Annotated in this window: 1 protein-coding gene; it reads left to right on the forward strand. The window is 49.8% G+C overall.

Annotated elements, in window-relative coordinates; all coding sequences use genetic code 11:
• Positions 1-405 precede the first annotated feature (405 nt).
• Positions 406-1,749: an esterase-like activity of phytase family protein gene (locus BM025_RS18780; protein WP_085849954.1), complete on the forward strand. Its 1,344-nt coding sequence runs from the start codon at positions 406-408 to the stop codon at positions 1,747-1,749.
• The last annotated feature ends 442 nt before the right edge of the window (positions 1,750-2,191 follow it).

Raw genomic sequence — 2,191 nt, forward strand, 5'->3', positions numbered from 1 at the left:
GACGGTTTCTTTAGGTCTTTGATGTGAACTAAACGTCGGCTTTGCAGGTTTACCTTTTGAAGGCTGCACTTGCAGCGAATGCCCGCTTCCCGCCCAAACGAGCTAACAATTGATAGTCCCACTGGCATCACATCTCGAAGCTAATCCTCTCACCTGAAACTTTCGACCGTTCAAATTATGGTCTCAAAATTTATGTATCCATTTTCTCGTCTCAACCACCAAGGAGATGAAGAGTGGATGGTTCACACTTCGACACACGTTACTCTATTGTTCTGCTGTTTTCGGAAAAATTTCAGGTGGTTGTGAGCCGCCCAGCTAATGCTGCTGTTGCAGAATATTTATGCGCATGTCACGTGGTTGTGTTTTTTGATCGCGAGATAGGGGCTATCACCAAAGGAGTGCCCCATGATGAACCGATTCTTCCCCCTCGTTCTGTGCCTTGCTGCCGCGCCTGTTGTCGCGCAAGAAACCTTCCCTGCGACGCTTGCTGGCCATGCGTATCTGCCCGCACTGACTCTCATGGCCCCGCCGGCGGATGCGCCGCGCGATGCGTTGATCAGTGGTAAATTCACCGGCCCCGTGCGCAATGATGCGCCAATGTCTGTGCCCGGCAATACCGGTGGGTTGCATGGCAAACGTTTGACCGGGCTAAATTTGCCATTCATCGGCCAGCCATTGCAAGGGTTTTCCGGTTTCGCGATGAACCGCGCGGAAGACGGATCGGTCTATGTTTTGACCGATAACGGTTTTGGTACCAAAGCCAACAGCCCTGATACAATGTTGTTTTTCAACAGTATGGCGCCTGATTTTGAAACCGGCGAAGTGGTCGTAAAAGAAACAGTGTTTTTGCATGATCCCGATCGCAAATTGCCGTTTCGGATTTCATGGGATGCAACAGAAAGTCGTTATCTTACTGGCGCTGATCTTGATCTTGAAAGCATTCAGCGCGTTGGCGACAGCATTTGGATCGGCGATGAATTTGGCCCGTATTTGATCGAAACCACGCTGGATGGCCGCGTTAAAGGCATTTACCCGACGATGTTTGAAGGCAACGAACTGAAAGGTCCCGACACGGCTGGCATCTCTGCGCTGTCGAAAATTGGCGAGGATTGGCAGGTGCAACGCTCCGGCGGATATGAGGGCATGGCGCTACAACCCGGCACCGATCTTCTTTGGGCGATGATGGAAAAGCCTCTTTTGGCGGCTGATGGCAAGCCCGAGGGTGCATTTTTACGGGTGCTCGCCTTTGATCCGGCGCAGCACGATTGGACGGGCGAAAACTTCAAATTCAAACTGGCGGAGGGTGCCACGGCGATTGGTGATTTCAACTTCATCGATGAGACCCGCGCCTTGGTGATTGAGCGGGATAACGGCGAGGGTGAGCCATCGTTGAAGTGCACGGGCGAACCTGCTGCGGATTGTTTTCCGCTGCCTGCGATGGTCAAACATGTTGTGTTGATTGATACGGCATCAGTGGATGCGGACGGGTTTGTGCGCCGTATTGGTCAGATCGATTTGATGGATATCGCTGACCCCGATGGTAAAGCGCGGATCGAAACTGATGGCGGTGAAGTAGGGCGTTTCAGTCTGCCGTTCTTCACGATTGAAGACGTGATGCGGGTGGATGACACGCATATTATGGTCGCGATTGATAACAACCTGCCATTTTCATCGGGGCGAAAACTGAACGCCGCCGCAGATAATGAAGTGGTTTTACTCAGCGTGCCTGAACTTTTAGCGGCCAAATAAGCAAGTCTCCTTCATGTTATTTTTGGGATGAAGGAGATTGCAACAATATATAGGTAAATTTTCCCCATCACCCTCTCGGGCTATTACTTAGCAATAATCCGAGAGGACACCTACGTATTCTAAGCGTGGAAATCATACTTCAACTAACGTCTAGTTTGCACGTGGAAATTCTATTTTAAAGCAAAAGAAAAGGGCGATCTAAAGATGTTCTAAACGCTCGGCTTGCATAACAGAAAACGCGCTGCATACTATAATCAAGCAGATGAATAAAATTCTAGCTGAAGTCGCGACGCCCTTGGAACCAAATTTTCTGCCAATGCACAGTTCTGTGTCGTAAGGTTAGATCGGCGACAAAGTATTAGCTCTCCTTAAGAGAGCAAAGGAGTTAAAATGAAGCGTAAAGTTACAAAAGCGATTTTTCCAGTAGCAGGCCTGGGGACGC

It is taken from the genome of Pacificibacter marinus, assembly GCF_900109555.1.
GTDB classification, from domain to species: domain Bacteria; phylum Pseudomonadota; class Alphaproteobacteria; order Rhodobacterales; family Rhodobacteraceae; genus Celeribacter; species Celeribacter marinus_C.

Bases quoted from the DNA above. Each gene is read 5' to 3' on its own strand.
- BM025_RS18780 (WP_085849954.1), top strand. From the start codon at position 406: ATGATGAACCGATTCTTCCCCCTCGTTCTGTGCCTTGCTGCCGCGCCT.